Source organism: Kitasatospora sp. NPDC086009 (assembly GCF_044540385.1).
GTDB lineage: Bacteria > Actinomycetota > Actinomycetes > Streptomycetales > Streptomycetaceae > Kitasatospora.
The window spans coordinates 142,095-164,199 of sequence record NZ_JBITSA010000008.1 but is presented as its reverse complement, the minus strand read 5'-3'; the positions used below and the strand labels follow the sequence as shown (position 1 = coordinate 164,199).

Annotated in this window: 5 protein-coding genes; all 5 read left to right on the top strand. The window is 76.4% G+C overall.

The annotated features are described in order from the left end of the window. Window positions 1-21: 21 nt before the first annotated feature. The 5 genes from ACIF6L_RS21225 to ACIF6L_RS21205 all read left to right on the top strand — a co-directional run bounded on the left by ACIF6L_RS21225 (window position 22) and on the right by ACIF6L_RS21205 (window position 22,101). Window positions 22-10,740 carry an SDR family NAD(P)-dependent oxidoreductase gene (locus ACIF6L_RS21225; RefSeq protein WP_396486517.1) on the top strand — a complete coding sequence of 3,573 codons (10,719 nt, stop codon included), beginning with the start codon at window positions 22-24 and terminating at the stop codon, window positions 10,738-10,740. A gap of 158 nt (window positions 10,741-10,898) precedes the next feature. Further along, window positions 10,899-19,832 (top strand): type I polyketide synthase, encoded by an 8,934-nt coding sequence (locus ACIF6L_RS21220; protein ID WP_396486516.1) that lies wholly within the window; start codon window positions 10,899-10,901, stop codon window positions 19,830-19,832. Continuing rightward, window positions 19,829-21,067, top strand: a complete 1,239-nt coding sequence (locus ACIF6L_RS21215; RefSeq protein WP_396486515.1) for a cytochrome P450 — start codon at window positions 19,829-19,831, stop codon at window positions 21,065-21,067. Before ACIF6L_RS21220 ends, ACIF6L_RS21215 begins: the two co-directional genes overlap by 4 nt. 153 nt (window positions 21,068-21,220) lie before the next feature. Then, window positions 21,221-21,607 carry a nuclear transport factor 2 family protein gene (locus ACIF6L_RS21210; protein ID WP_396486514.1) on the top strand — a complete coding sequence of 129 codons (387 nt, stop codon included), beginning with the start codon at window positions 21,221-21,223 and terminating at the stop codon, window positions 21,605-21,607. 92 nt (window positions 21,608-21,699) lie between these two features. Further along, window positions 21,700-22,101, top strand: a complete 402-nt coding sequence (locus ACIF6L_RS21205) for a hypothetical protein (protein ID WP_329486217.1) — start codon at window positions 21,700-21,702, stop codon at window positions 22,099-22,101. Window positions 22,102-22,105 lie beyond the last annotated feature (4 nt).

The window sequence follows — 22,105 nt, the reverse complement described above, 5'->3', positions numbered from 1 at the left end:
ACACCGATCGGGGCGGAAGAGATGGCGAACGACGAGAAGTTGCTGAACTACCTGAAGCAGGTCTCCGCGGACCTCTACCAGGCCCGGCACCAGCTGCGGGAGTTCGAGGAGCGAGACCAGGAGCCCATCGCGATCGTCGGGATGGGGTGCCGGTTCCCCGGTGGGGTGGCCTCGCCGGAGGACCTCTGGCGGCTGCTGGCCGACGGCGGTGACGCGATCACCCCGTTCCCCACCAACCGGGGCTGGCCGACCGACCTGTTCGACCCGGACCCGGACCGCACCGGCAAGACGTACAGCACGGACGGCGGATTCCTGCACGGCGCCGGGGAGTTCGACGCCGAGTTCTTCGGGATGAGCCCGCGGGAGGCGATGGGCGTCGACGCCCAGCAGCGGCTACTGCTGGAGACCGCCTGGGAGACGCTCGAACGGGCCGGGATCGACCCGACCTCCGTCCGCGACCAGCCGCTCGGGGTCTTCACCGGGGTGATGTACGCGGACTACGGGGCCCGCTTCCTGACCGCGCCGGAGGGTTTCGAGGGCTACCTCGGGCACGGCAGCGCGGCGAGCATCGCCTCCGGGCGGATCGCCTACAACCTGGGCCTGACCGGCCCCGCGATCACGGTGGACACCGCCTGCTCGTCGTCGCTGGTGGCGCTGCACCTGGCGATCCGGGCGCTGCGGGCGGGCGAGTGCTCGATGGCCCTGGCCGGCGGCGTCACCGTGATGTCCTCCCCGGCGGTCTTCGTCGAGTTCTCCCGCCAGCGCGGGCTCTCCTCCGACGGCCGCTGCAAGTCCTTCTCGGCCGCCGCGGACGGCGTCGGCTGGTCCGAGGGCGTCGGCCTGTTGCTGGTCGAGCGGTTGTCGGACGCCCGGCGCAACGGGCACCAGGTGCTCGCGGTGGTACGCGGCTCGGCCGTGAACCAGGACGGCGCGTCCAACGGTCTCACCGCGCCGAACGGCCCCGCCCAGCAGCGGGTGATCCGGCAGGCGCTGGCGAACGCCGGGCTGACCCCGGCCGACGTCGACGTCGTCGAGGCGCACGGCACCGGCACCCGGCTCGGCGACCCGATCGAGGCGGAGGCCCTGCTGGCCACCTACGGGCGCGAGCGCGCCGGGGACCGGCCGCTCTACCTCGGGTCGGTGAAGTCCAACATCGGGCACACCCAGGCCGCCGCCGGCGTCGCCGGCATCATCAAGCTGGTCATGGCCCTGCGCAACGGCGTCCTGCCCCGCACCCTGCACGTGGACGCCCCCTCCCCGCACATCGAGTGGGAGACCGGGGCCGTCCGGCTGCTCGACCGCGAGCAGGCCTGGGCGCCGGGGGACCGGCTCCGGCGGGGCGCCGTGTCCTCGTTCGGCATCAGCGGCACCAACGCGCACGTCGTGCTGGAGGAGGCACCCGAGGACGCGCCGGAGGCGGCCGAGGAGCCGGCCGCCGGGCCGGACCGGACGCCGGCCGTGCTGCCCTGGGTCCTCTCCGCCCGCAGCGCCGCCGCCCTGCGGGCACAGGCGGCCCGGCTGGCCGCCTGGCCCGCGCCCGACCTCGCCGACGCGGGCCGGTCGCTGCTCGCCACGCGCGCCGCGTTCGAGCACCGGGCGGTCGTGCTCGGGGCCGACCACGCGGAGCTGGTGGCCGGGCTCACCGCGGTGGCCGAGGACTCCGCCGGAGCGGTCGTGGGTACCGCCGGCGCGCCCGGCGGCACCGTCTTCGTCTTCCCCGGCCAGGGCTCGCAGTGGCTCGGCATGGCCGCCGAACTGCTCGACGGTTCACCGGCGTTCGCCGCCGCGATGGCCGAGTGCGACGAGGTGATCGGCGAGCTGACCGACTGGTCCGTGCTCGACCTGCTGGCCGAGACCGAGGACGAGTCCGCCCTGGCGCGCGTCGACGTGGTCCAGCCCGCCCTGTTCGCGGTCATGGTGTCGCTGGCGGCGGCCTGGCGGGCGATCGGGGTGGCCCCGGCCGCGGTGATCGGGCACTCGCAGGGCGAGATCGCGGCCGCCTGCGTCGCCGGCGCGCTGTCCCTGCGCGACGCGGCCCGCGTGGTGGTGCTGCGCAGCCGCGCGCTGACCGAACTGGCCGGCCTCGGCGGCATGGCGTCCGTCCCGCTGCCCCTCGCCGAGGTCGAGGAGCGGATCGCCGGGTACGGCGGGGCGCTCTCGGTGGCGGCCGTCAACGGCCCCCGGACGGTGGTCGTCTCCGGCTCCGCCGCCGAACTCGACGACCTGCTCGCCGTACTGACCGCCGAGGACGTCCGGGCCCGCCGCATCCCGGTGGACTACGCCTCGCACTCCGCGCACGTCGAGGGCATCCAGGACCGGCTGCTGGCCGAACTCGGCGACCTCGCACCGCGTTCCGCCGACACTCCGCTCTGGTCCACGGTGACCGGCGAGTGGCTGGACACCGCGGAGATGGACGCCCACTACTGGTACGAGAACCTGCGCCGCACGGTGCGCTTCGCCGACGGCACGGCGGCCCTGCTGGACTCCGGGCACCACGCCTTCGTGGAGCTCAGCCCCCACCCGGTGCTCACCATGGGCATCGGGGAGACGGCCGAGGAGCGCGGCGCCGAGCACGCCGTCGTGGTCGGCTCGCTGCGCCGCCACCACGGCGGCCTGCACCAGCTGCTGACCAACGCGGCCGCACTCCACGTGCGGGGCGTGCCGGTCGACTGGACGGCCCTGCTCGGCGGCCCGCGCCGACCGGTCGAGCTGCCCACCTACGCGTTCCAGCACACCGACTACTGGCTCCGCTCCGACGGCTCGGTGGGCGACGTCACGGCCGCCGGCCTCGGGCTCGCGGGCCACCCGTTGCTCGGCGCCTCGGTCGAACTGGCGGGCGGCGGCGTCGTCCTGACCGGTCGGCTCTCGCTGAGCAGCCACCCGTGGCTCGCCGACCACGCGGTGCTGGACACCGTGCTGCTGCCCGGTACCGGGCTGGTCGAGCTCGTCACCACGGCCGGCGACCGGGTCGGCTGCGGCCGGATCGAGGACCTCACGCTGACCGCACCGCTGCTGCTGCCCGCCCAGGGCGCCGTCCAGATCCAGGTCGTCATCGGCCCGGCCGACGAGCACGGCCAGCGCGAGGCGTCCGTGCACTCGCGGCCCGAACCGGCCGACGGGGCGGAGCCGGTCTGGACCGGCCACGCCACCGGGGTGGTCGCCCCCGGCGCCGGGGCACCCGCCGAGGTGGGCGCCTGGCCGCCGCCCGGCGCGGTCGAGGTGGACCTCGACGGCGTCTACGCCCGGCTGGCCGGGCTCGGCCACGGCTACGGACCGCAGTTCCAGGGCCTGCGCCGGGTGTGGCGGCGCGACGGCGAGCTGTTCGCCGAGACCGCGCTCAGCCCGGAACAGACCGCCGAGGCGGGCCGGTTCGTGCTCCACCCCGCCCTGTTCGACGCCGCCCTGCACCCGCTGCTGCGCGGTGTCGCCGACGACGGCCGGCACGGCGGCCTGCCGTTCGCGTGGAGCGGCGTCGAGGTGCACGCCTCCGGCGCCACCCGGCTCAGGGTCCGGCTCACCCCGACGGGGCCCGACTCCGTCGCGCTGGCCCTCGCCGACGCCGACGGCGCGCCCGTCGCCACCGTCGCCACGCTGACCTGGCGCGAGGTCGACCCGGCGGCGCTGCGCGGCGCGGCCCGCGACCACGACGCGCTGTTCCGGATCGACTGGCGTCCGGCCGCCGCCACCCGGCCGGCGCCCGAGCAGCCGGTCCTGCTGGCCGGCGCGGACCTGGCCGGGGCCTTCCCCACCGCCCCCGGGCACCCGGACCTGGCCGCGCTGCGCCGGGCACTGGACGACGGCGCACCCGTGCCCGAGCTGGTCCTGACCGGCCTCGCGCCGGGTACCGGCGACCCGCTCGCGGACACCCACACCGCCGTCACCGGGACGGCCGCCCTGCTCACCGACTGGCTGTCCGACGAGCGGCTGGCCGGTACCCGGCTCGCCGTGGTCACCCGGGGGGCCGTCGACGGCACCGACCTGGCGTCCGCGAGCGTCCGCGGCCTGGTGCGGGCCGCCGCCACCGAGCACCCCGGGCGCTTCCTGCTCGTCGACTCGGCCGACGGCTCCGCGCCGGGCGGCGAAACGGCCCAGGCGTCCTCCGACGCCTGGGCGGCGGCCCTGGCCGTCGACGAGCCGGAAGTCCTGCTCCGCGACGGCGCCGTCCTGGTGCCCCGCCTGGCCCGCCTGCCCGCCGCCGACACCGCCGCCGACACCGCTACCGACTCCGCTACCGACACCGGCACCGACACCGACTCCGTTACCGACACCGCCGGGGCCGGCCCGTTCGACCCCGACGGCACCGTGCTGGTCACCGGCGCCACCGGCGCCCTCGGCACCCGGCTCGCCCACCACCTGGTCCGCGAGCACGGGGTGCGGCACCTCCTGCTGGTCAGCCGCTCCGGCCCGGCCGCGCCCGGCGCCGCCGCCCTGCGGGACGAGCTGGCCGCGCTCGGCGCCGAGGCCACCGTGGCGGCCTGCGAAGTCGGCGACCGGGCCGCGCTCGCCGCCCTGCTCGCCGCCGTCCCCGCCGACCGGCCGCTGCGCGCGGTCGTGCACACCGCCGGCGTCCTCGACGACGGGCTCGTCACCTCGCTCACGCCGGAGCGGTTCGCCACCGTGCTGCGCCCGAAGGCCGACGCGGCCTGGCACCTGCACGAACTCACCCGGGAGCTCGATCTCACCGCCTTCGTCCTCTACTCCTCGGCCGCCGCCACCTTCGGCGGCGCGGGCCAGGCCAACTACGCGGCGGCCAACGCCTTCCTCGACGCCCTGGCCGCCCACCGGGGCCGACTCGGCCTGCCGGCGACGACGCTCGCGTGGGGGCTCTGGGAGTCCGGCGGCGCGATGACCGGCGAACTGACCGGCACCGACCGCGAGCGGATCGCCCGGGCCGGTATGCGCCCGCTCGGCGACGCGGACGGCCTCGCCCTGTTCGACACGGTGCTGCGGGAGCGCCGCGGCTGGGCGCTGCCCACCCGGCTCGACCTGGCCGCCCTGCGCGGCCTCGGCAGCCAACTCCCGCCCCTGCTCAGCGGACTGGTCCGGCCCACCGCGCGCCGCGGCACCGCCGGAACGGGCGAGAGCGCCTCCGCCCTGGCCGGCCGGCTGGCCGGGCTCGCTCCCGCCGACCGCACCCGGGCCCTGGCCGACCTCGTCCGCACCCAGGTCGCCGAGGTGCTCGGGCACCGCGACGGGTCAGCCATCGAGGCGGACCGGCCGTTCACCGAGCTGGGCTTCGACTCGCTGACCGCCGTCGAACTGCGCAACCGGCTCAGGAACGCGACCGGCCTGAAGCCCTCCGCCACCCTCGTCTTCGACTACCCGAGCGTGGCCGCGCTCACCGCCCACCTCGACGCCGAACTCGGCGGCGCGGCGGTGGCCGGCCCGGAGACCCTCCCGGTCCCGTCCGCGGCCTCGCCCGACGACGACCCGATCGTCATCGTCGGCATGGCCTGCCGCTACCCCGGCGGGGTCGACTCGCCGGAGGACCTGTGGCAGCTGGTCACCGACGGCGTGGACGCCATCCGGCCGTTCCCCGCCGAACGCGGCTGGAGCATCGAGGACCTGTACGACGCCGACCCGGACGCGCCCGGCAAGACCTACACGGTCGAGGGCGGCTTCCTGGACGACGTGGACCGGTTCGACGCCGGGTTCTTCGGGATCTCCCCGCGGGAGGCCCTCAGCATGGACCCGCAGCAGCGCCTGCTGCTGGAGACCACCTGGGAGGTGTTCGAGCACGCGGGCATCGACCCGCAGTCGCTGCGCGGCAGCCAGACCGGCGTCTTCGCCGGCATCAGCGGCCAGGACCACGCGGGGATCCTCGCCAAGGCCCCCGAGTTCGAGGGTTACCTGCTGACCGGCAGCGCGGGCGCGATCGCCTCCGGCCGGATCGCCTACACCTTCGGCTTCACCGGTCCGACGCTGACCGTCGACACCGCCTGCTCCTCCTCGCTGGTGGCCATCCACCTGGCGGCGCAGGCGCTGCGCAACGGCGAGTGCTCGATGGCGCTGGCGAGCGGTGTGATCGTGATGTCCACCCCGACCCTGTTCGTGGAGTTCTCACGGCAGCGGGTCGGCGCGCCGGACGGCCGCTGCAAGTCGTTCTCGGCGGCCGCCGACGGCGCGGGCTGGTCCGAGGGCGCCGGCGTGCTGCTGCTGGAGCGGCTCTCGGACGCCCGGCGGCTCGGCCACCGGGTCTGGGCGGTGCTGCGCGGCAGTGCGGTGAACCAGGACGGTGCGTCGAACGGTCTGACGGCGCCGAACGGTCCCTCGCAGGAGCGGGTGATCCGGCAGGCTCTGGCCAGCGCCGGGCTGTCGGCGGCGGACGTGGACGCGGTGGAGGCACACGGGACGGGCACCCGGCTGGGTGACCCGATCGAGGCGCAGGCCCTGCTGGCGACGTACGGGCGCGACCGCGACGCGGACCGGCCGCTCTACCTCGGGTCGGTGAAGTCGAACATCGGCCACACCCAGCACGCGGCGGGGATGGCCGGCGTGATCAAGATGGCGCTGGCGATGCGGCACGGCGTCCTGCCCCGGACGCTCCACCTGGACGAGCCCAGCCCCTACGTCGACTGGTCGGCCGGGGCGGTGGAGTTGCTGGGCGAGGCCCGGGAGTGGTCCGCGGGTGACCGGCCGCGTCGCGCCGGGGTCTCCTCGTTCGGGATCAGTGGCACGAACGCGCATGTGATCGTGGAGGAGGGGGATCCGGCGGCGGTCGCGGTGGGCGGTGACCGGGCGGCGATGCCGGTGGTGCCGTGGGTGGTGTCGGCGCGGTCGGCGGAGGCGCTGGGCGGGCAGCTGGCCCGGGTGGCGGAGCTGGCGTCCTCGGGTGATGTCGACCCGGTGGACGTGGGCTTCTCGTTGGCGACGTCGCGGGCGGTGTTCGAGCACCGGGCGGTGCTGCTGGGCGCCGACGGCTCCGAACTCGTCGCGGCCGAGCCGGTGTTGTCCTCGCCGGGTGCGGTGCGGACCGGTGTGGGGTTCCTGTTCGCGGGCCAGGGTGGTCAGCGGGTGGGGATGGGGCGGGAGTTGTACGGGGCGTTCCCGGTGTTCCGGGCGGCGTTCGACGAGGTGTGCGCGGTGCTCGACGCGCCGGTGGCGGAGGTCGTCGCCTCGGGTGAGGGGCTGGGTCGTACGGGGTTGGCGCAGCCGGCGCTGTTCGCGCTGGAGGTGGCGCTGTTTCGGCTGCTCTCTTCCTGGGGTGTGGCTCCGCGTGTGTTGGTGGGGCATTCGGTGGGTGAGATCGCGGCGGCGCATGTGGCCGGGGTTCTGGATCTGGTGGACGCGTGTGCGTTGGTGTCGGCGCGGGCGAGGTTGATGGACGCGCTGCCCGCCGGTGGGGCGATGGTCGCGGTGGAGGCGGCCGAGGAGGAGGTCCTCCCGCTGCTCGCCGGGCTCGCGGAGGTGGGCGTCGCGGCGGTCAACTCGCCGACGTCGGTGGTGGTTTCGGGGGCGGAGGACGCGGTTCGTGCGGTTGTCGAGGCGCTGCCGGGCCGCCGCACCAAGCGGCTCGAGGTCAGCCATGCGTTCCACTCCCCGCTGATGGCCCCGATGCTGGAGGACTTCCGTGCGGTGGTGTCGGGTCTGGCCTTCCACCCGCCGCGCCTTGCGGCGGTCTCGACCGTCACCGGCCTGCCGGTCGACGGCGAGTGGTGCGACCCGGCCTACTGGGTGGAGCACGTGTCCCGCACGGTCCGCTTCGCGGACGCCGTCACCGAAGCCGGTGTGGGCGCCTGGGTCGAACTCGGCCCGGACGGTGTGCTCTCCGCCCTCGTCGAGGCTGCCGCGCCCGCGCTGCGCGGGGACCGGCCGGAGGCCCGCCAGGCGGTGACGGCCCTCGCGCACGCCTTCGTCCACGGTACGGACGTCGACTGGCCCACCCTGTTCGCGGGGCATGACCCGCGTCTGGTCGAGCTGCCGACCTACGCCTTCCAGCGCGAGCGCTACTGGCTGGAGCCGGCGGCCGGGGGCGATGTGTCCTCGGCGGGGCTGTCCGACACCGGGCACCCGCTGCTCGCCGCCTCGGCCGAACTCCCGGACGGCGGAGCGCTGCTGACCGGGCGGATCTCCCTCGCCACGCACCCCTGGCTGGCCGACCACGCGATCGACGGGCTGGTCGTGCTCCCCGGTTCGCTGCTGCTCGACCTGGTGATCGCCGCCGGTGACCGGGCAGGCGCGCCCCGGGTGGCGGAGGCGACGGCGACGGCGCCGCTCGCCCTGCCGGAGCAGGGCGCGATCCGGGTCCAGGTGGTCGTCGGGGCGGCGGACGGCGCCGGCCTGCGGTCGGTCGTCGTGCGGTCGTGCCCCGAGGCGGGCGACGGCGAGGAGTGGACCGTCCATCTGACGGCCGCCGTCGGTGCCGAGCGGGAGCCGGCCGGTCCGGTGGTCTGGCGGCCGGGCACGGAGCTCGCCGCCGACACGGTGGCGGAGCGGATCGCCGACCAGGGCATCGCGTACGGACCGGCGTTCCCGGGGCCGCGGCGGGTCTGGCAGGAGGGGGCCCGGGTGTGGGCCGAGGTCGAACTGGCCGAACCGGGGGCGTTCGTCCTGCACCCGGCGCTGTTCGACGCGGCGGTCCGGGCGTGGACCGCCGCCCGGGACGCGTCGGGGCCGCTGGTGCCGGTGTCCTGGACGGAGGTGCAGGTGCACGCCGCCGGGGCCACCGCCGTCCGGGCCGTGATCGGCCGCGCGGAGGCGACGGGGGCGACGGAGTCGGGCCAGGACACGGACGCGGACACCGTGTCCGTGGTCCTGACGGACCACGACGGCATGGTGGTCGCCTCGGCCGGTTCGGTGCGGCTCGCGCCGGCGCCGTCCGCCGGGCGGCGTGGCGAGCCGGACGCCCTGTTCCGGCTGGAGTGGCAGCCGGCCGCCACCGCGGCGCCGGTGGACCGTGCCGACTGGGCGGTCCTCGGCGACCGGCCCGGCGGCCCGGAGGGCATCCGCGCGTTCGCCGGTCTCGGTGCGCTGGCCGCCGCGGTCGACACCGGCACGGCAGTGCCGCCGGTGGTGCTGGTCCGGGTGACGGCGCCCGCCGGGGACGTACCGGCCGCCGCCCACACGGCGGTCCGGGAGGCGCTGGCGCTCGTCCAGGAGTGGCTGGCCGACGAGCGGTTCGCCGAGTCCCGGCTGGTGTTCGTCTGCGCCGGGGCGACCGACGGCGGCGATCCGGTGGCCGCCGCCGTCTGGGGGCTGGTCCGCTCCGCGCGGTCGGAGCACCCGGGCCGGTTCGGGCTGCTGGACGCGGACCTGGACCGGGCGGCGGACGCGGCCGCACTGGCCGCGGCCCCGCTCAGGGCGGAGACGGAGGTGGCCGTCCGGGACGGCGCGCCGCTGGTGCCCCGGCTGGCCCCGGTGGTCCGGGCGGTCCCGGCCGAACAGGCCCCGGACCGGGCGTTCCCGGCCCTGGACCCGGCGGGCACGGTGCTGGTCACCGGCGCCACCGGTGTGCTGGGCCGCCTGGTGGCCCGTCATCTGGTGACGGCCCACGGGGCCCGCCGACTGCTGCTGATCAGCCGGAGCGGTCCGCGGGCCGAGGGCGCCGAGGAGCTGCGGGCCGAGCTGACCGGGCTGGGGGCGGAGGTCGTCCTCACGGCCTGCGACGCCGCCGACCGTGACGCGCTGGCCGGGCTGCTGGCCGCGATCCCGGCGGCGCACCCGCTCACGGCCGTCGTCCACACGGCGGGTGTGCTGGACGACAGCCTGATCACGTCGATGACCGCCGAGCAGGCGGCCGGGGTGCTGCGCCCGAAGGTGGACGCGGCCTGGCACCTGCACGAGCTGACCCGCGGGCTGGACCTCTCGGCCTTCGTGCTCTACTCCTCGGCCAGCGGTGTGCTGGGCGGCGTCGGCCAGGCCAACTACGCGGCGGCCAACGCCTTCCTGGACGCGCTCGCCGCCCACCGGGCCGGGCTCGGCCTGCCCGCGACCTCGCTGGCGTGGGGCCTGTGGGCCGACGCCAGCGCGATGACCGGGCACCTCTCGGAGCTGGACCTGCGCCGGCTGGCCCGGGGCGGGCTGGTGCCGCTGACCGCGCGGGACGGCATGGCGCTGTTCGACGAGGCCGTCGGCACCGGTGAGCCGCTGCTGGCGGCGGTCCGCTGGGACGTGGGCGCGCTGCGTGCGCAGGGGTCGGCCCTGCCGTCGGTGCTGCACGGTCTGGTCCGGGGCCCGTCCGGCCGTCGGCAGGCCTCGGCCGGCCGCTCCGGGGCGCTGCTGGACCGGCTCGCCGCGGTCGGCGGGGCGGAGCGCGACCGGATCCTGCTGGACGCCGTGCGGGAGGCGATCGCGACCGTGCTCGGTCACGACGGCACCCAGCGCGTCCAGCCGGACCGGGTCCTCTCGGAGCTGGGGTTCGACTCGCTGACCGCGGTCGAACTGCGCAACCGGCTAGGCCTGCTGACCGGGCTGCGGCTGCCCACGGCGCTGGTCTTCGACCACCCGACGGCCGCGGCGATCGCCGCCCACCTGGCCGAGCGCCTGGTGCTGCCCGGTACGCGGGAGGACCACCCGGTGGCGAGCGTCGGCGAGGAACTGGACCGGCTGGAGGCGGCACTGGCCGCCACCTCGGTGACGGACCTGGACGGCCGGGCGGTCGCGACCAGGCTGGAGACGCTGCTCGCCCGGTGGCGGGACGCCATGGCCCGCCCCGAGGAGGCGGCGGATTCGGAGCGGATCGCCAGCGTCTCGGTGGACGAGCTCTTCGACATCATCGACGCCGAACTCGACCCCCAGTGATCGGACCAGTGACCGGACCGGTGACCGGACCGGTGACCGCTCCGGTGACCGCTCCGGTGATCGGACCAACGGCCGAAGCGGTGACCGGACCAGTGACCGTCCCGGTCGCCGGCCCGGGGAACGACCCGCACACGACGCAGCACGGAAGGGAACGACAGGTGTCGGAGCAGGACAAGGTCGTCGAGTATCTGCGACGGGTGACCGCCGACCTCAAGCGGTCGCGCCAGCGGGTGCGCGAGCTGGAGGACCGCGAGCACGAGCCGATCGCGATCGTCGGCATGGCCTGCCGCTACCCCGGCGGGGTCCGGTCGCCGGAGGACCTCTGGCGGCTGGTGGAGGACGGGCGCGACGCGATGTCGGAGTTCCCGACCGACCGGGGCTGGCCGGCCGACCTCTACCACCCGGACCCGGACCACCCGGGCACCACCTATGCGCGGGCGGGCGGATTCCTCTACGGCGCACCGGAGTTCGACGCCGGGTTCTTCGACATCTCGCCGCGCGAGGCGCTCGCCATGGACCCCCAGCAGCGGCAGCTGCTGGAGACCGCGTGGACCGTCGCGGAGGGCGCCGGGATCGACCCGCTGACCCTGCGCGGCAGCGACACCGGGGTGTTCGTCGGGGCGATGTACCAGAACTACGCGCTGCGGCAGAGCACGGTGCCCGAGGAGGTGGCGGGTTACCTGATCAGCGGCAGCGCCGACAGCGTCGTCTCCGGCCGGATCTCCTACGCGATGGGGCTGGTGGGCCCGGCGGTCACCGTCGACACGGCGTGCTCCTCGTCGCTGGTGGCGATCCACCTGGCCGCCCGGGCCCTGCGGGCCGGCGAGTGCTCGCTGGCCATGGCGGGCGGCGTGACGGTGATGTCGACGCCGACGCTGTTCATGGAGTTCTCCCGCCAGCGCGGGCTGTCCGCCGACGGCCGCTGCAAGTCGTTCGCGGCGGCCGCCGACGGGACGGGCTGGTCCGAGGGCGTCGGCCTGGTGCTGCTGGAGCGGCTGTCCGAGGCGCGGCGCAACGGCCACCGGGTGCTCGCGGTGCTGCGCGGCAGCGCGGTGAACCAGGACGGTGCCAGCAACGGTCTCACCGCGCCGAACGGGCCGTCCCAGCGCCGGGTGATCCGCCGGGCCCTGGCCGACGCGCGGCTGACCACGCAGGACGTGGACGTGGTGGAGGCGCACGGCACCGGCACCCGGCTCGGCGACCCGATCGAGGCGGAGGCCCTGCTGGACACCTACGGCCGGGACCGCCCGGACGGCCCGCCGCTGTACCTGGGCTCGGTGAAGTCGAACATCGGGCACACCCAGGCCGCCGCCGGGGTCGCCGGGGTGATCAAGGCGGTCATGGCGATGCGGCACGGGGTGCTGCCCCGGACGCTGCACGTGGACGCGCCGTCCCCGCACGTGGACTGGGCCTCCGGCGCGGTGTCGCTGCTGGCCGAGCCGGTGGCGTGGCCGGAGACCGGGCGGCCGCGCCGGGCGGCGGTGTCGGCGTTCGGGATCAGCGGCACCAACGCGCACCTGGTGCTGGAGCAGGCCCCGGCGGTCGAGGAGCCGACCGGGGAGCCGACCAGGGAGCCGACCGGGGAACCGGCCGACGGGGCGGTGGCGCGCGGCACGCTGCCGTGGGTGGTGTCCGGGCGCGGTCCCGAGGCGCTGCGCACCCAGGCGGCCCGGCTCGCCGACTTCCTGACCGCCGGGTCCGCCGCCGGATCCGCGCCCGGACCGGTCGACGTCGCGTGGTCGCTGGCCACCAGCCGCCCGGCGCTGGAGGACCGGGCCGTGGTGCTGGGCGACAGCCCGCAGGAGTTGCTCGACGGCCTGCGGGCCGTCGCGGCCGGCACGGCCCACCCCGCCGTCGTGCGGGCCGAGGGCGTGGCCGGGACGGGCCGCGGCGTGGCGTTCCTGTTCACCGGCCAGGGCGCCCAGCGGGCCGGTATGGGCACCGGGGCGGCCGAGGCGTTCCCGGTGTTCGCGGCGGCGCTCGACGAGGTGTGCGCCGCGTTCGACCCGCTGCTGGGCGTCCCGCTGCGGGAGGCGATGGCCACCGGGGTCGCCGCCGACGGCCGGTCGCTGGACCGGACCGATCTGGCCCAGCCCGCGCTGTTCGCCCTCCAGGTCGCGCTGGTCCGGCTCGCGCGGTCGTGGGGCATCCGGCCGGCGGCCGTGGCCGGCCACTCGATCGGCGAGCTGACGGCCGCGTACGTCGCGGGCGTCTGGTCGCTCCCCGACGCCTGCGCGGTGGTGGCGGCCCGCGGCCGGCTGATGCAGGCGCTGCCGACGGGTGGCGCGATGCTCGCGGTGCAGGCCGAGCCGGACCGGGTGCTCGGCTGGGTGGCCGAGCAGGAGGCCCGGACCCCGGGGCAGCTGGCGGTCGCCGCGGTCAACGGCCCGACGTCGGTGGTGGTCTCCGGCCGGGCGGACGCGGTCGAGGGGGTCGGCCGGGTGGCCCGCGCGGCGGGCTGCCGGGTCAAGGCGCTCACGGTGAGCCACGCCTTCCACTCGCCGCTGATGCGGCCGATGCTCGACGCGTTCGGCGAGGTGCTGGCGGGGGTGACCACCCGCTCGCCCGAGCTGCCCGGGGTCGCCGCGGTGACCGGCCGGTGGAGTGACGGGGCGTCCTGGGGCTCGGCGGCCTACTGGGTGGACCAGGTCTGCGCGCCGGTCCGCTTCGCGGACGTGACGGCCACCCTGCTCGCGGACGGGTTCGACACCTGCCTGGAGGCCGGCCCGGACGGGGTGCTGTCGGCGCTGGTCGCGGAGTCCGCCTCGGCGGGGCGGCCCGCCGAGGCCGGCCCGGCGGGCGAGCTGCCGGGCGTCCCGCTGGCCGTCCCGCTGCTGCGCCGGGACCGCCCGGAGCGCGGCGCCGCGCTGACCGCCGCCGCGGCCCTGTTCACGGCCGGCGTCCCGGTCGACTGGGCCGGCGTGGTCTCGGCCGGGGCCGACGGCAGCCCCCGGCGGGTGGACCTGCCGACGTACACGTTCCGGTCCGACCGGTACTGGCTGTCCCACGAGGAGGGCGCCGACCCGGCCGCCCCGGCCGGGCGGACCGACCCGGAGTTCTGGCGGCTGGTGGACCAGGGCGACCTCGAAGAGCTCACCACCGCCCTGGAGTTGACGGGCGACGTGCCACTGAGCCGGGTGCTGCCCGCACTGTCGGCCTGGCACCGCTCGCGGCAGGCCGGCGAGCAGGCGGCCGACTGGCAGTACCGCACACGCTGGCAGCGGCTGCCCGAGGCCGCCCTGACCGACCAGGCTGCCCCGGCCGACCCCGCCACCGCGCCCGGCCGCTGGCTGGTCGTTGTCCCGGAGGGGGAGGGCGACCGGCCGTGGGCGGCGGAGGTGGTCGCGAGCCTGCGCGGGCGCGTCGAGCCGGTGATCGTGCCGGTGGCCGCTCGCGCGGAACTCGCCGACCGGATCCGCGGCGCCCTCGCCGACACCCCGGCCCGCGCCGCCGACGCCGCCCCCGCCGATGCCCCCGCCCTGCGCGGCGTGCTCTGCCTGGCGGGCGTCGACGAGCGGCCCGAGCCGGACCACCCCGAGATCACCCGCGGCCTCGCCGGCGCCCTCGCGGTCCAGCAGGCCGTCACCGACCTCGGCCTCGACGTCCCGCTCTGGACGGCGACCAGGGACGCCGTCCCGGCGACCCCGCAGGACGGCCTCGGCGGCTACGCCCAGGCCCCGCTCTGGGGGCTCGGCCAGGTCGCCCGGCTGGAACAGCCGCTGACCTGGGGCGGCCTGGTGGACCTCCCGGCCGCGCCGGACGGGCGGACCGGCGCCCGGCTCGCCGGCCTCCTCACCGGGGCGACGGGCGAGGACCAGGCCGCGATCCGCGGCGACGCGGTGTTCGCCCGCCGGCTGGTGCGGGCCCGGCCCGGCCCGACGCCGCCGCGCTGGCGGCCGTCCGGCACCGTCCTGGTGACCGGCGGCACGGGCGCGCTGGGCGCCGAAGTGGCCCGCTGGCTCGCCCGGGAGGGCGCCGGGCACCTGGTGCTCACCGGCCGCCGGGGCGCCGACGCACCGGGCGCCGAGGAGCTGGCCGCCGAACTGGCCGCGCTGGGCGCCGAGGTGAGCATCGAGGCGTGCGACGTGGCGGACCGCGCCGCGCTCGCCGCCCTGCTGGCCGGGCTCCCGGCCCCGGTCACGGCCGTGGTGCACGCCGCCGGGGTGCTCGACGACGGCGTGCTGACCGCGCTGACGCCCGGGCGGCTCGCCGAAGTGGCCCGGGCGAAGGCTGCCGCCGCGCTGAACCTGCACGAACTGACCCTCGGTACCGAGCTGTCGGCGTTCGTCCTCTTCTCCTCCGTGGCCGGCACACTGGGCAGCGCCGGCCAGGGCAACTACGCGGCGGCCAACGCGTTCCTCGACGCGCTGGCCGAGCGCCGGGTGCGGAACGGCCTGCCGGCCACCTCGATCGCGTGGGGGCCGTGGGCCGGCGCCGGGATGGCGGCGGGCGACGGCGCCCGGCAGAAGCTGGCCCGGCTCGCGGTCGAGCCGATGGCGGCCGGGCCCGCCCTCGCGGCGCTGCGCACGGCGGTGGACGCCGGCGCCGCCACCACCGTGGTCGCCGACGTCCGCTGGGCGCGGCTGGCCGCCGGGGGAGCGCCGCTGCCGCCGATGCTCGCGGACCTGACCGAAGCCCGGCCGGAGCCCGCCCCGAGCGGCGCGACGGCCGGCGCGGGCAGCGCCACGACCGGGCTCGCCGCCCTGCCGCCCGCCCAACTCGACCGGGCCCTGCGCGACTTGGTGGCGGCCACCACGGCCCGGGTGCTGGGCCACCGGGACGCCACGGCGGTCGTCGCCGACAAGCCGTTCCGGGAACTCGGCCTGGACTCGCTCACCGCGGTCGAACTGCGCAACGCACTGGGCACCGCCCTCGGCGTCACCCTGCCCCCGACCCTCGCGTTCGACCACCCGAACCCGCAGGCGCTCGCCGCCCATCTGCGCACCCGGCTGCGGGACGACACCGAGCAGCGGGCCGGCCGGTCCGCTGCCGGCGCCGATCCCGCGGAGGACCTCGTCGCGATCGTCTCGATGGACTGCCGGTTCCCCGGCGGGATCGCCGGGCCGGAGGACTTCTGGGAGCTGCTGCGCACCGGGCGTGACGCGGTGTCCGAGTTCCCGACCGACCGCGGGTGGGACCTCGCCACCCTGTACGACCCGGACCCGGAGCGGTCCGGCACCAGCTACACCCGCCACGGCGCCTTCCTGGACCGGCCCGACCGCTTCGACGCGGCGTTCTTCGGGATCGGCGAGCGCGAGGCGGCGGCGATGGACCCGCAGCAGCGGCTGCTGCTGGAGATCGCCTGGCGAGCGGTGGAACGCGCCGGCCTGGACCCGCTCGGTCTGCGGGAGAGCCGCACCGGGGTGTTCATCGGCACCAACGGGCAGGACTACCTGTCGTTCGTCCGGGAGATCCCGGACGGCCTGGACGGCTACCTGGGCACCGGCAACGCGGCCAGCGTGCTCTCCGGCCGGCTCGCCTACACCCTGGGCCTGCGCGGTCCGGCGCTCACCGTGGACACCGCGTGCTCGTCCTCGCTGGTGGCGCTGCACCTCGCCGCCCGGTCGCTGCGCCAGGGCGAGTGCTCGCTGGCGCTCGTCGGCGGGGCGACGGTGATGTCCGGCCCCGGAGTGTTCGTCGACTTCAGCCGCCAGCGCGGACTCGCCGAGGACGGCCGCTGCAAGGCGTTCGCCGCAGGGGCCGACGGCACCGGGTGGGGTGAGGGCGCGGGCGTCCTGGTGCTGGAGCGGCTCTCCGACGCGCGCCGCAACGGGCACCCGGTGCTCGCGGTGCTGCGCGGCAGCGCGGTGAACCAGGACGGCGCCAGCAACGGGCTGACCGCGCCGAACGGGCCCGCCCAGCAGCGGGTGATCGGCGAGGCGCTGGCCGACGCCGGTCTGACGCCGGCCGAGGTCGACGCGGTGGAGGCGCACGGCACCGGCACCCGGCTGGGCGACCCGATCGAGGCGCAGGCCCTGCTGGCCGCCTACGGGCAGGACCGACCGGCCGACCGGCCGCTGTACCTGGGCTCGGTGAAGTCGAACATCGGGCACACCCAGGCCGCCGCCGGCCTCGCCGGGCTGATCAAGATGGTGCTGGCGATGCGGCACGGGGTGCTGCCCCGCACGCTGCACGTGGACGCGCCGTCCCCGCACGTGGACTGGTCGTCCGGCGCGGTGTCACTGGTGACCGAGCCGGTGGCGTGGCCGCGGACCGGCCGGCCGCGCCGCGCCGGCGTGTCCTCCTTCGGTGTCAGCGGCACCAACGCGCACGCGATCATCGAAGAGGCCCCCGAGCCGGAGCCCGGCCCGGCCCCCGCCCCCGCGGCGGACCTCGCGACCGGCTCCGTCGCCACCACCGGCGCCGTCGCCGCCACCGGGACCGCCGCCGCGGCCGCCGGCGTCCTCGCGCTGCCGGTGTCCGCCCGGGGCGCGGACGCGCTGCGAGCCCAGGCCCGCTCGCTCCGCGCCCACCTCGGCACCCACCCCGACCAGACGCTCGCCGACCTCGGCTGGTCCCTCGCCACCGGCCGGGCCGCGCTGACCCACCGGGCGGTCGTCCTCGCCGAGGACCGGGCCGGCTTCGACGCCGGCCTCGCCGCACTCGCGGCGGACCGCCAGGTGCCCGGGGTGATCACCGGCCGGGTGGCCGCGGACGGCGCGGTGGCCTTCCTCTTCACCGGGCAGGGCAGCCAGCGCCCGGGAATGGGAAGGGAGTTGTACGAGGCGTTCCCGGTCTTCCGGGCGGCGTTCGACGAGGCCTGCGACGGGCTCGAAGAGCGGCTCGGCCACTCCGTCCGGGGCGTGCTGCAGGCCGGCCCCGGCTCCACCGGGGCCGCCCTGCTGGACCGGACCGGGCACGCCCAGGCGGCGCTGTTCGCGCTGGAGGTCGCCCTCTTCCGGCTCGTGGAGAGCCGGGGCCTGGTGCCGGACGTGGTGGCCGGGCACTCGATCGGGGAGCTCGCCGCCGCCCATGTGGCCGGTGTGTTCGACCTCGCGGACGCCACCGCACTGGTCGCGGCCCGGGCGCGGCTGATGGAGGAGCTGCCGCCCGGCGGCGCGATGACGGCCGTCGAGGCCGGGCCGGACGAGGTGGCGGAGCTCGTCGCCGAGCGTGCCGACCGGCTCGCGGTGGCCGCGGTCAACGGCCCCGCCGCCACCGTGCTCTCTGGCGACGAGGACGCCGTCCGGGAGGTCGCCGCCGTGCTGGCCGCCAGGGGCCGGCGGACCAAGCGGCTGCGGGTCAGCCACGCCTTCCACTCCCCGCACATGGCGGGCATGCTGGCCGCGTTCCGCGCCGAGGCCGAGCGGATCGCCTACCACCCGCCGGTGATCCCGCTGGTCTCCCACCTGACCGGTGCGGTGGTCGGTCCGGCCGAGGTGGCCGGTGCCGACTACTGGGTGCGGCACGTGCGGGAGCCGGTCCGGTTCGCCGACGGTGTCCGGACGCTGGAAGGGCGCGGGGTGCGCACCTTCGTCGAACTCGGGCCGGACGCCGTGCTCACCGCGATGGTCCAGGACTGCCTCACCGATCCCGGGGCCGCCGCGGCCGTCCCGCTGCTGCGGGCCGACCGCCCGGACCGCGCCGCGCTGACGGCCGCGTTCGCCCGCCTCCACGTACGGGGACTGCCGGTGGACCTGACCGCCCCGGGCGGCGGCCGCCGGGTGGACCTGCCGGTCTACCCGTTCCAGGGCCGCGGCCACTGGCTGTCCGCGACCCGCTCCACCGCCATGACCGGCCGGCCCGGGGCCGGGAACGGCACCGGCCGGGAGGCCTTCGCCGGACAGGAGCCGGCCGGCAGCCCGCACACGAGTCCGCACACGTATGTGCGGCCGGGGTCGAAGCCGGACGAGGCCGAGTCTGGGAGCGAGATGTTCCGCCGACGGCTCCGCGAAGCGCCGCCCGCGTCCCGGACCGCGCTGCTGACCGAGGTGGTGCTGGATCAGGTCGCCGCCGTGCTCGGCGATCCGGACGCGCCCGCCGGGCCGGCCGACACCTTCACCGAGCTTGGGCTCAACTCCTTGGGCGCGGCGGAGCTGCGCACCCGGCTGCACGAGGCGACCGGGGTCCGGCTGGCCCCGTCGGCGATCGTCGAGTGCCCGACGGGCGCGGCGCTGGCCGCCCTGCTGACCGAGCGGATCGTCGACGCGCCCCCGGTGGATCCGACTCCGACTCCCACTCAGGCTCCGACTCAGGCTCAGGCTCCGGCCCCGAACGGACCCGAGACCCCGCTGGTGGCGCTGTTCCGGCAGGCCAGCCTGGCCGGCCGGGCCGGCCAGGGGCTGCGCCTGCTCGCCGCCGCCGCCCACCTGCGCGACGAACCGGACGGCCCGGACCGCCCGGACGGACCGGACGCCCCGGCATCGGCGCCGCCCGCACCACGGAGCGCCCGCTTCGCCGAGGGACCGGCCCGACCGCCCCTGGTCTGCTTCCCCTCGCTGGTGGCACCCGCGCACGCCTACCAGTACGCCCGGTTCGCGACCGCGTTCCGGGGCCGCCGGGGCCTGACCGTGCTCGCGCCGTCCGGGTACGCGGCCGGTGAGGCACTGCCCCGCACCCTGGCGGAGTTCGTCGGCCGCCAGGCGGCCGCCGTCCGCGCGGAGCACGGCGACCGGCCCGTCGTCCTGGTGGGCTACTCGTCGGGCGGCTGGGTCGCGCACGCCGTGGCCGGAGCGCTGGCGCAGGAGGGAGCGGCCCCGGCCGCCGTGGTCCTGCTCGACAGTCACCTGCCGGGCAGCCCGGGTCTCACCGCCCTGGAGTCGACGCTGTTCACCGCCCTGGCGGACCGCGCCGAGCTGGTGGAGGCGACCACGGACGCCGGACTGAGCGCGATGGGCCGTCACTTCGACCTGTTCCGCGACTGGCGGCCGGCGCCGGTGGCGAGCCCGGTCCTGCTCGTCCGGGCGACCGAGTTCCTCCCCGGCACCGCGGCCGACCGACCGGTCCCCGCGGCGTCCTGGCCCACCCGGCACACGACGGTCGACGTGCCGGCAGATCACCTGACCATCATCGGAGACTCCGGACCCTCGACCGGCCGTGCCGTCGAGTCGTGGCTGTCCGGATCGGTACCGGAGGAAGAAGCACCGCGATGACCACCGAATCCACCCCGCCCGCACCGGCCCCGGAGGCCGACACCGTGTTCGGTCCGACGTTCATGCAGAACCCCTACCCCTCCTACGACGTCCTGCGCACCGAGGCGCCGGTCGGCCGGCACGTGGTGAAGACGCTCGCCTCGGAGGTCAACGCCTGGGTGGTGACCCGGCACGAGGACGTCCGGGCGCTGCTGGCCGACCAGTCGCTGTCCAAGGACGCGCTCGGCCTGCCCCGGATCATCGAGCGGCACGCCCTGCACCCCGACGGTTCGGCGGGCAGCAACCCGCGCAGCATGCTCTTCAGCGACCCCCCGGACCACACCCGGCTGCGGCGGATCGTCTCCAAGGCCTTCACCATGCGCCGGGTCGAGCAGATGCGGCCATGGATCGAGGAGTTGGCCGACGACCTGGTCGACGACATCGTGCCGGGCGCGGAGTTCGACCTGGTCGAGCAGATCGCCCTGGCCTTCCCGATCTACGTGATCGGCGCCCTGCTGGGCGTGCCGGTGTCCGACTTCGCCGATCTGCGCCGCTGGAACGGCGTGCTCACCAGCGTCCGGTCCACCGCCGCCGAGAAGCGGGAGGCGGTCGGGCTGGCGTACGGCCACCTGGCGGCGGTGGTCGAGGCCAAGCGCAAGGAGCCCGCCGACGACCTGGTGAGCGCGCTCATCGACGCCGAGGACGACGGCAACCGGCTGGACGGCGGCGAGCTGATCTCCAGCCTGTTCCTGCTGATGAACGCTGGCTACGAGACGACCGCGAACATGATCAGCAGTGGTGTGCTGGCGCTGATCCAGCACCCCGACCAGCTGGGCCGGCTCCGGGCCGACCCCACCCTGTTGGCCGGTGCGGTCGAGGAATTCCTGCGCTACGAGAGCCCGTTGAACCTCGCCACCATCCGCTGGACCACCAAGCCGGTCCAGGTGGGCGAGGTGACCATCCCCGCGGACGAGATCGTCTTCGTCTCGCTCTGCGCCGCCAACCGGGACCCGGCGGTCTTCGAGGACCCCCACCGGCTGGACGTGGGCCGCACCAGGAACCAACACCTGTCCTTCGGCCACGGCATCCACCACTGCATCGGCGCCCCGCTGGCCCGGCTGGAGGGCGAGGTGCTGTTCGGCCGCCTGCTGAGCCGCTTCCCCCGCTGGGAGCTCGCGGTGCCGGCCGACCGGCTGGTCTGGCGGCACAGCCTCCAGTTCCGCGGGCTGGAGAGCCTGCCCGTCCTGCTGTCCTGACCGGCACCCGCCCGGCCCGCCCGGCCCGTTCCGTACGACCGAGCGTGCCCGACACACCCCGACCGACACACCCCGACCGACACATCCCGACCGACACATCCCGAGCAACAGATTCCGACCGACAGATTCCGACCCGAGAGAGACGAGATCACGATGACCGACAACGCGGTAGCCGGCACGACGGTCGGCGAGGGCAAGGTCGCGGCCTTCTTCGACGCGTGCGCCCGGGACGCCTTCGACGAGGCGGTCGCCTGCTTCGCCGAGGACGGCGTCTGGAGCGTGGCCGAGGGGCCCGAGCCCGGCACCACCTACCGGCGCGACGAGATCCGGGCCTACCTGGTGGACCTGGTCAAGAAGCGCGAGGAGTTCGGCGACCAGGGGATCGCCCTGGTCTTCGAGCCGGCCGTGGTGGTGGGGGACCGGCAGATCATCGAGTTCACCCTGCGCGACGCCACCGGCCGGGTGCTGGACCGGGGCGTGGACCTCTTCACGCTCAAGGGCGGCCTGATCCTCGTCAAGGACGTGTTCCGCAAGGCCTGACATCCCCGGTACCCGACCGTCCCAGGGCACCCGACCCCACCCGTCATGACCGCCGGGAGCACCCGGCACCCCTACCGAAGGAACGATGGACAATGTTCGAGAACCTCAGTGAGCACCTGGTCACCTTCGCCAACGACATCGACTTCGAGGACCCGAAGGTCGGACAGAGCGGCACCTACGTGGCGGAGCTGCGCGACCCGTCGGGTGCCGCGATCGGTACGGTCGACGGCTTCTACAAGATCGTCACGCGCCGCGAGAGCGACGACGAGCTGATGACCTGCATCACCGAGAAGATCGCGCTCGCCGACGGCGACGTGCACGTCGAGGCCTGGGCACGGTTCAGCAACCTGGTCTCCGGCGAGTGGCTCTACTGCCCGGTGGTCGGCGTGAGCGGCAGCTACGCCGGGCGCACCGGGGTCCGCCAGTGGCGCCCGGTCGACCCCGGCAAGGTCGCCGAGGCCAAACTGGTCTTCTTCTCGACCCTGCTGTCCTGACCCG

Coding starts and splice junctions, on each gene's coding strand:
- ACIF6L_RS21225 (WP_396486517.1), top strand. CDS start 22: ATGGCGAACGACGAGAAGTTGCTGAACTACCTGAAGCAGGTCTCCGCG.
- ACIF6L_RS21215 (WP_396486515.1), top strand. CDS start 19,829: ATGACCACCGAATCCACCCCGCCCGCACCGGCCCCGGAGGCCGACACC.
- ACIF6L_RS21210 (WP_396486514.1), top strand. CDS start 21,221: ATGACCGACAACGCGGTAGCCGGCACGACGGTCGGCGAGGGCAAGGTC.
- ACIF6L_RS21205 (WP_329486217.1), top strand. CDS start 21,700: ATGTTCGAGAACCTCAGTGAGCACCTGGTCACCTTCGCCAACGACATC.